Source organism: Micromonospora sp. ATLC16 (assembly GCF_057196645.1).
The window spans coordinates 1-8137 of record NZ_JBXUOW010000120.1 but is presented as its reverse complement, the minus strand read 5'-3'; the positions used below and the strand labels follow the sequence as shown (position 1 = coordinate 8137).

The following is an 8137-nucleotide window of genomic DNA, read 5'->3' as shown; positions in this document are numbered from 1 at the left end:
AGACACCTGAATGATCACCAGAGGACCGCGTTCTTCTACGTATCCACCGAAACCGGCGTGACTACCTCACAACCGGCCATCCGGTCATATCTCGATCTTGCGAATGCCCTGCCCACGACCTCATCACCGCCGTGATCAGCAACAACCCGAGAACGCAATGACCCTGCCACCGGGGTGTGGTCCGTCCGGCTGGTGTTTTCCGGCTGGCTCACCGGAATCGCATCCACCTCATTCTAGATCAGTGCGCACATCGAATCGCGAATGGGTGTCCGCGTCGGGCGGCCGGATCGAATGCCTAATCGCAAGCGGCAGCGGAAGGCCGGCGTCCCGTCAGTTGTGTCTCGGCATTGCCGGGCAGTCGTGCCCATCAATTCGCAGGGGGCGGTCGGCGACCAGAGTGGCGGAGGCGGAGTCGGCGGGCGGCTTGCCATCGACAGATGGAGATACGTTTTTGGCGTGACGCCGGTGGTGATCGCGGATGCATGCGCTCCGCGCAAGCCGGGCCGCCGCCCGGCTCGTCGGCCTACTCGCCACCTGCACGGGGAGGGACTGGCCAGCCGTGAACGGCTCACCTACCCAGGGTCTGATACCGCGCTTCCGCGGCCTCCTTGGTCGCGCCCCACCACCGCTCGTTGCGGCGGTACCAGTCGATGGTCGCGGCCAGGCCGGCCCGGAGATCGTCGTACCGTGGCCGCCAGCTTAGCTCAGACCGAATCTTGGTGGTGTCGTTCGCGTATCGCAGGTCGTGCCCGGGCCGGTCGGCGACCCGGTCGTAGGCGTCGGCGGGCTGTCCCATCAGTGCGAGGATCATCGCCAGCAGCTCGGCGTTGCTGCGCTCGTCACCCGAGCCGACCAGATATGTCTCGCCGAGGCGTCCCCGCTCCAGGATCGCATGCACCGCAGCGTTGTGGTCGTCCACATGGGTCCACTCCCGGACGTTGGCCCCGGAACCGTACAGCTTCGGGCGCGTACCCCGGAGGATGTTGGTGATCTGCCGTGGCACGAACTTCTCCACGTGCTGGTAGGGCCCGTAGTTGTTGGCGCAGTTGGACAGGGTGGCGGCCACACCATACGAGCGCAGCCAGGCGCGGACCAGCATGTCCGAGCCGGCCTTGGTGGCCGAGTACGGGCTGGACGGGTCGTACGGCGTCGCCTCGGTGAACCGGGTCGTGGCGTCGAGCGGCAGGTGCCCGTAGACCTCGTCGGTCGAGATGTGGTGCAACCGCCGGTCGTGCCGGCGTACCGCCTCCAGCAGCGTGAACGTGCCGATGAGATTGCTCCGGACGAACGGCTCCGGGTCGTCCAGTGAGTTGTCCACGTGCGACTCGGCGGCGAAGTGCACCACCACGTCGGCCCGGGACACCAGCCGGTCGACCAGGGCCGGGGCACAGATGTCGCCGTGGTGGAAGGTGACCGCGTCCGCCACCGGGGCCAGGTTGGCGCGGTTGCCGGCATACGTCAGCGCGTCGAGCACCTCGACCTCGTACTGCGGACGATTTCGGACGGTGTATTCGACAAAATTGGCTCCGATAAATCCGGCGCCACCTGTGACGAGCATCCTGGACATGGCCGGCATTCTACGGACGGGGCGGCTGCATTCGCGACCACGGCATGCGGCGAACGGGTAGCGGCCTACCCTGCGGCATCGGCCGGCCACCCGTCCGTTCTGGGGTCTGAGCAGGGAGAAGAAGATCGGAGGGCGGCGTCGGTGACATACCAGCCGGTCAAAGCCCGGATTCGCCCACACCTTAAGGAGCGGTTCTGCCGGATTGGGCGTCCGTCGTTGCGCGGCAGCCCGGGAGCATCGTCTTTAATCCATTTCAGAATGACATGGCAGTGCCCCGCACCGGCTGGTTAGGCTCGCCGACATGACCGATCTCGGCCGCTCCGCGCCGCATCGCCCCGCCCTGGTCGGCGCCGGGTGCTGACCCGGCTGCTGCGGCGTACGCTGCGGCCGTACCGCCGGCTGCTCGGCCTCGTCATCCTGCTACAGGTGGCCGCCACCACGGCGGCGCTCAACTTGCCGCACTTCAACGCTGAGATGATCGACCGGGGGATCGCCCGCGGCGACACCGCCACCATCGTCCGGGCCGGGGCACTGATGCTGGTGGTGACCCTGGCCCAGATCGTCTGCTCGGCCGCGGCCGTCCGGTTCAGCGCCGACGCGACGATGCGGGTGGGGCGGGACCTGCGGGCGCAGGTGTTCCACCGGGTCGGCGGGTTCACCGGCGCGCAGATGCGCCGCTTCGGCGTACCGAGCCTGGTCAACCGGAGCGTAGGCGAGGTCTACCAGGTGCAGTACCTGGTCATGATCGGCTGCACGGTGCTGGTCTCGGCGCCGATCATGTGCGTCGGCGGCATCGTGATGGCGTACCGGGAGGAACCGGGTCTGAGCTGGCTGGTGCTGGTCGCCGTACCGGTGATCGCGCTGGCGGTCGGTCTGGTGATCCGGCTGATGGTGCCGAACTTCCGGCTGATGAGGGTCCGGGTCGACATGCTCACCTCGGTGCTACGCGACCAGTTGGGCGGGGTCCGGGTGCTCCGCGCCTTCGCTCAGGAGCCCCGGGAACGGGAACGCTTCGAACAGGTGAACGGGGACCTGACCGCGATCACCCTGCGGGCGGCGCACCTGCAACTGATGCTGCTGCCCGTCGTCACACTGGCCTTCAACGGAACCAGCATCGCTGTGCTCTGGTTCGGGGCCGCCCAGGTGGAGTCCGGCGCCCTCCAGGTTGGCGCGCTCATCGCGTTCCTCCAATATCTCGCGCAGATCCTGATGTCGGTGATGATGGCCACCTTCATGGTCATCTCGCTGCCCCGCGCCGCCGTCGCCGCCGAGCGGATCACCGAGGTACTGGAGACCGAACCCTCGACGACGGCCCAGGCCACGACACCCGTGTCCGTCCCCGGCACGACGCCGGCCACCGGCAGCGGGGTCGAGCTGCGCGGCGTCTCCTACCAGTACCCCGGCGCGCAGGTTCCGGCGTTGCGGGACGTCACGTTCCGCGCCGAGCCCGGACAGGTCACCGCCGTGGTGGGCAGTACCGGGGCCGGCAAGTCGACCCTGCTCGCGTTGATCCTCCGACTGCTCGATGTGAGCGGTGGCAGCGTACTCGTGCACGGCGTCGACGTCCGGAGCTGGCACCCGGACGAGCTGCGCCAGCGCATCGGCGCCATTCCGCAACGGCCCTACCTCTTCGCCGGCACGGTCGCCAGCAACCTGCGGTTCGGCAACCCGGCCGCCTCCGACGAGGAGCTGTGGCACTGCCTGGAGGTGGCGCAGGCCCGCGAGTTCGTGGCGGCGATGCCGGGCGGGCTGGAGGCCACCATCCGGCCCGGCGGGACGAACGTCTCGGGCGGTCAGCGGCAACGGTTGACGACTGCCCGCGCGCTGGTCCGCCGCCCCGCCGTGTACCTCTTCGACGACTCCTTCTCCGCGCTGGACCTGCCGACCGATGCGCGACTGCGGGACGCGCTCCGGCCGTTCACCTCGGACGCGGCGGTCATCGTGGTCGCCCAGCGGATCACCACCATCGCGGACGCGGACCGGATCGTCGTACTCGACGACGGTGCGGTGGCCGACGTCGGCCGACACGAGGAGTTGCTCGGACGATGCCCGACCTACGGCGAGATCCTGGCGTCCCAGCAGGCGGAGGTACCGGCGGCGTGAGCGGCGGCACGGGGGGTACCGCACCCGTTCCCGTGCCCCGTGGCAGCCGCCGGGCCGCCTTCACCTCGGCCGAGCGCTCGATCAATTTCGGTCCCTCAGCGCGGCGGCTACTGCGTGGCCTGCGCCCGTACCGGCTCCGGCTGCTGGCGGTACTCGGCTTCGGGGTGGTGGGCGTCGTCTGTGCGGTCGTGGTGCCGACCCTGCTGGGCCGGGCCACGGACATCGTCTTCGCGGGTGCGGTCGGCGCGGGGCTGCCGGCCGGGCAGACCAAGGCGGAGGCGGTGGCGGAACTGCGGGCCGCGGGAGCGGAGAATCGGGCCGCCATGGTCGACCGGATGGACGTGGTGCCGGGGGAGGGGATGGACTTCGCCGGGCTGGGTCGGGTACTCGTGCTCGCGGCGCTGCTCGCGGTGCTGGCCAGCCTCTTCCAGTGGATACAGCTGCGGGTCCTGGCCGGGGTGGTCAACCGGTACGTCCAGCTGCTGCGGTCCGCGGTGGCGGAGAAGCTGCACCGGCTGCCGCTGGCCTACCTCGACCAGCAGCCCCGGGGTGACCTGCTGAGCCGGACCACCAACGACGTGGAGAACGTCGCCCAGAGTTTGCAACAGGCACTCGGCCAACTGCTCACCGCATTGCTCACCCTGGTCGGTGTGATCGCGGCGATGCTGCTGATCTCACCGCTGCTCTCGATCGTCGCGCTGCTCTCCATTCCGCTGTCGCTGCTGGTCACCCGACAGGTCGCCAAGCGGTCGCAGCGGCAGTTCGCCGCCCAGTGGGCAACGACCGGCAGTCTCCAGGCGCACGTCGAGGAGGCGTACACCGGGCACGAACTGGTCACCACGTTCGGGCGGCGGCCCGAGATGGCGGCGACCTTCGCCGGGCAGAACGAATCCCTGTACCGGGCCTCGTTCCGGGCCCAGTTCATGTCCAGCATGATCATGCCGGCCACGATGTTCATCGGGAACCTCAGCTACGTGGCGGTCGCGGTCGTCGGCGGGCTGCGGATCGTCTCCGGCGCGATAACCCTTGGCGCCGTGCAGGCGTTCGTCCACTACTGCCGGCAGTTCACCCAACCGCTGAGCCAGGTGGCGTCGATGGCCAACCTGGTGCAGTCCGGGGTGGCGTCCGCGGAGCGGGTCTTCGCGCTGCTCGATGCCGCGGAGCAGGAGCCCGAGCCGGACAGGCCGCCCCCCGCCGCGTTCCGGGGCCGGGTGACCTTCGACCGGGTGTCGTTCCGGTACGGGCCGGACGAGCCGTTGATCGACGAGCTCTCCCTGGACGTGGCACCCGGCTCGACCGTCGCCGTGGTCGGCCACAGCGGCGCCGGCAAGACCACCCTGGTCAACCTGTTGATGCGCTTCTACGAGGTGAACTCCGGGCGGATCTGTCTGGACGGCATCGACGTCACCACGATGCGTCGGGCGGACCTGCGCAGCCGGATCGGCATGGTGCTCCAGGACGCCTGGCTCTTCGACGGGACCATCCGGGACAACATCCGGTACGCGCGCCCGGCCGCCACCGACCGGGAGGTCCGGGCGGCCGCTCGGGCGGCCCGGGTCGACCGGTTCGTACACTCGCTGCCGGCGGGCTACGACACCGTGATCGACATGGACAACGGTACGGTCAGCGCTGGGCAACGACAGCTGATCACCATCGCCCGGGCCTTCCTCGCCGATCCGCAACTGCTGATCATGGACGAGGCGACCAGCTCGGTGGACTCCCGGACCGAGATGCTGGTCCAGGAGGCGATGACCGAGCTGCGTGCCGGCCGGACCAGCTTCGTCATCGCGCACCGGCTCTCCACGATCCGTGACGCCGACCTGATCGTCGTCATGGAGCGGGGGCGGATCGTGGAGCAGGGCGAGCACGGCACCCTGCTGGCGGCCGGCGGCCCGTACCGGAAGCTGTACGACGCCCAGTTCGCCCGGCCCGTGGTCGACCTCGAAGACCGTGCCGGCTGACCGGCGCCGGGAGCCTTCGGGGCGCGTATGACCCTGGTATGACACGGATTTCTGACCGAGGCCAGACGCGCGGGAGTGCCCCGTCTTGGAACCATTCTCCTATGATCGTGGTAAGGGAGTTGACCAAGCGGTACGGGGCTACGCTGGCACTCGACAAGCTGTCGTTCGAGGTCCGTCCGGGAGCGGTGACCGGCTTCCTCGGTCCGAACGGAGCGGGCAAGTCCACCACCCTACGAATCATCCTCGGCCTGCATCATCCGACCTCGGGTGAGGCGCTCATCGGCAACCGTCGGTACGACCAGGTCCGCCGGCCGTTGCACGAGGTCGGCGCGGTGCTCGACGCCGACGCCGCGCACCCCGGCCGCACCGCCTTCCAGCACCTGGCCTGCCTGGCCCGCAGCAACGGCATCGGCAAGTCCCGGGTGACCGCCGTACTCGAACAGGTCGGCCTGGCAAGCGTGATGCACAAGCGGGTGGGCGGCTTCTCGCTCGGCATGCGCCAGCGCCTCGGGATCGCCGGCGCACTGCTCGGCGACCCGGCCGTGATCCTGCTGGACGAGCCGGTCAACGGGCTGGACGCGGCCGGCATCCGCTGGATCCGCGGCACCCTGCGATCCCTGGCCACGGAGGGCCGCACCGTGCTGCTCTCCAGCCACCTGATGAGTGAGATGTCACTCACCGTCGACCATGTGCTGATCGTCGGCCGGGGGAAGCTGCTCGACGAGACCTCCATGACGGAGATACGCGACCGGTTCGAACGCGACGTACTCGTGCGCTCGCCTCGGGCCGCCGAACTCGCTCAGATCCTGACCGGCCTCGGGGCCTCGGTCACCACTTCGGACGACGGCGGGCTCATCGCGGTCGGCGTGGACGCGCCCACTATCGGCGACGCCGCTGCGGCGGCATCGATTCCCGTTCACGGGCTGACGCCGCGTAGCGCCACGCTCGAGGACGTCTACTTGGAGATGACGAACGAGGCCGTCGAGTACCAGGCCGCAACGGGAAGGACGGCACAACCATGACCACACTCCGGGACCGGCTGGACACGGAGCCCACCACCAGTCCCGCGGCCCCGACCGTGTCGCGGTCAAGGGTGTACTGGGACGCCGTGGCCGCCGAGTGGATGAAGGTCCGTACCCTCCGGTCGACGTACTCCTTCTTCGCCGGCGGGGCCTTTGCGTTCCTGCTCGGGATGTTCATCCTCTTCATGCTGATCCAGTCCTACGACCAGGCGCCGCCGGAGAACCAGTCGAACTACGAGACGGCCGACCCGACCGTGGTGGTCATGCCGTTCGTGATGTTCTTCATCGGATCGATCGGCGGCATGCTGATCACGAGCGAGTTCACCACCGGGTCCATCGGCCCCGGCCTGCTGGCCGTGCCGCAGCGTCGGCTCCTGCTGGCTGCCAAGGCAACGGTGGCCGCCGGTGTGGGCCTGCTGGGCGGGCTGCTCTTCGCACTGCTCTCCTTCACCGGCGCCACCCTGCTGCTCGGTGATCGTCCCGCCCCGCTTAACCCCTGGCCGGACCCGGTGGACGCGCTGCCGACGGTGTTCTGCGCGGCGGTCCTCGTGATGGTCACCAATGCCGTGACGCTGGGACTGGGAACCGTGCTGCGCTCGACCGCGTCGACGCTGACGACCCTGGGCGCCCTCGTCCTGGTGGCACCGGTCTTCGCGCACTTCCTGCCGACGACGTGGCAGCTCCGCTTCGGTTCGATCCTGTTGCCGAACCTGACACCGCAGATCGTGGGTAGCAACCACCCGTGGATGCTCTCTCAGCTTGGCGCCGCCGCCGTGGCGATCGGGTACGTGGTCGTCGCGCTCGGTGTCGCCGCATTCACCTTCAAGCGCCACGACGCATCCTGACCTGTCCAGATCCACCCGGCACCTGCCGAACCTCACCGAAGGAGACAGTCCGATGTCGTACCTACAGAGCAACAGCCACCTGATCGCCGCGAGTGACACCGGGACGACGGTCGCGGGGATTCTGTTCTGGGTCGTCCTGGTGGTCGCTTATGTGGCCCTGATCCTGTTCACCATCTGGAAGGTCATCCACTCGCCGTTGGACGACCGGGCCCGCACCCTCTGGACCTTTCTGGTCGTTCTGGCCCCGCTGCTCGGCATCGTGCTCTGGTTCCTGGTCGGCCGCCAGTCGGCCCAGCGGGGTCCGAACACCGGCCGCGCGTAGGTCGTGAGCCGGCGTGCCCAGGCTTGTCCTCCCGGCTCCGAGTTCGGGGTAGGCGGCCGGGAAACCGCGGGGGCCCGTCGAGGGGCGTGGCCCTCGCCAGGTCGGGTCGGCCGGGCGATCGGTCGGCGGTTGAAAAGCCGGCCATCCAGGTCCCGACCCGGCACTTCGGCAGGAGTTCAGAGCGAGACGCGGGGATCAGCGGTAATCAGGCGCTGGGCCGCGATCTGGGTACCGTCGCGGCGGACGACCGAGGCGATGGCGCGGGCTCGGGTGACCACGTCCGGTCGGAGGGCACGGTCGAGCGCGCTCGTCAGCGA

6 protein-coding genes are annotated in these 8137 nt (G+C 69.2%); 5 read left to right on the top strand and 1 reads right to left on the bottom strand.

Annotated elements, in window-relative coordinates; translation table 11 throughout:
• Nucleotides 1–568: 568 nt before the first annotated feature.
• Nucleotides 569–1558 carry a dTDP-glucose 4,6-dehydratase gene (gene rfbB / locus AC2CHE_RS26130; RefSeq protein WP_484507495.1) on the bottom strand — a complete coding sequence of 330 codons (990 nt, stop codon included), beginning with the start codon at nucleotides 1556–1558 and terminating at the stop codon, nucleotides 569–571.
• Between the two features lie 363 nt (nucleotides 1559–1921).
• On the opposite strand from rfbB, the gene AC2CHE_RS26125 reads away from it, so the two are divergent.
• From AC2CHE_RS26125 to AC2CHE_RS26105, 5 genes are all read left to right on the top strand, one after another.
• A complete protein-coding gene (locus tag AC2CHE_RS26125; protein WP_484507494.1) occupies nucleotides 1922–3670 on the top strand; it encodes an ABC transporter ATP-binding protein in 1749 nt (582 codons plus the stop codon).
• Nucleotides 3613–5631, top strand: a complete 2019-nt coding sequence (locus AC2CHE_RS26120) for an ABC transporter ATP-binding protein (RefSeq protein ID WP_484507493.1) — start codon at nucleotides 3613–3615, stop codon at nucleotides 5629–5631. The genes AC2CHE_RS26125 and AC2CHE_RS26120 overlap by 58 nt, the downstream gene beginning before the upstream one ends.
• A 101-nt stretch (nucleotides 5632–5732) precedes the next feature.
• A complete protein-coding gene (locus tag AC2CHE_RS26115; RefSeq protein ID WP_484507492.1) occupies nucleotides 5733–6653 on the top strand; it encodes an ABC transporter ATP-binding protein in 921 nt (306 codons plus the stop codon).
• Nucleotides 6650–7498, top strand: coding sequence for an ABC transporter permease (locus AC2CHE_RS26110; RefSeq protein ID WP_484507491.1), 849 nt, complete (start codon nucleotides 6650–6652; stop codon nucleotides 7496–7498). Before AC2CHE_RS26115 ends, AC2CHE_RS26110 begins: the two co-directional genes overlap by 4 nt.
• A 52-nt stretch (nucleotides 7499–7550) precedes the next feature.
• Nucleotides 7551–7820 (top strand): PLD nuclease N-terminal domain-containing protein, encoded by a 270-nt coding sequence (locus AC2CHE_RS26105; RefSeq protein WP_484507490.1) that lies wholly within the window; start codon nucleotides 7551–7553, stop codon nucleotides 7818–7820.
• The last annotated feature ends 317 nt before the right edge of the window (nucleotides 7821–8137 follow it).

What these genes read in the sequence shown, in the direction of transcription:
- AC2CHE_RS26120 (WP_484507493.1), top strand. Translation starts at nt 3,613, where the DNA reads ATGCCCGACCTACGGCGAGATCCTGGCGTCCCAGCAGGCGGAGGTACC.
- AC2CHE_RS26110 (WP_484507491.1), top strand. Translation starts at nt 6,650, where the DNA reads ATGACCACACTCCGGGACCGGCTGGACACGGAGCCCACCACCAGTCCC.
- AC2CHE_RS26105 (WP_484507490.1), top strand. Translation starts at nt 7,551, where the DNA reads ATGTCGTACCTACAGAGCAACAGCCACCTGATCGCCGCGAGTGACACC.
- rfbB (WP_484507495.1), bottom strand. Translation starts at nt 1,558, where the DNA reads ATGCTCGTCACAGGTGGCGCCGGATTTATCGGAGCCAATTTTGTCGAA.
- AC2CHE_RS26115 (WP_484507492.1), top strand. Translation starts at nt 5,733, where the DNA reads ATGATCGTGGTAAGGGAGTTGACCAAGCGGTACGGGGCTACGCTGGCA.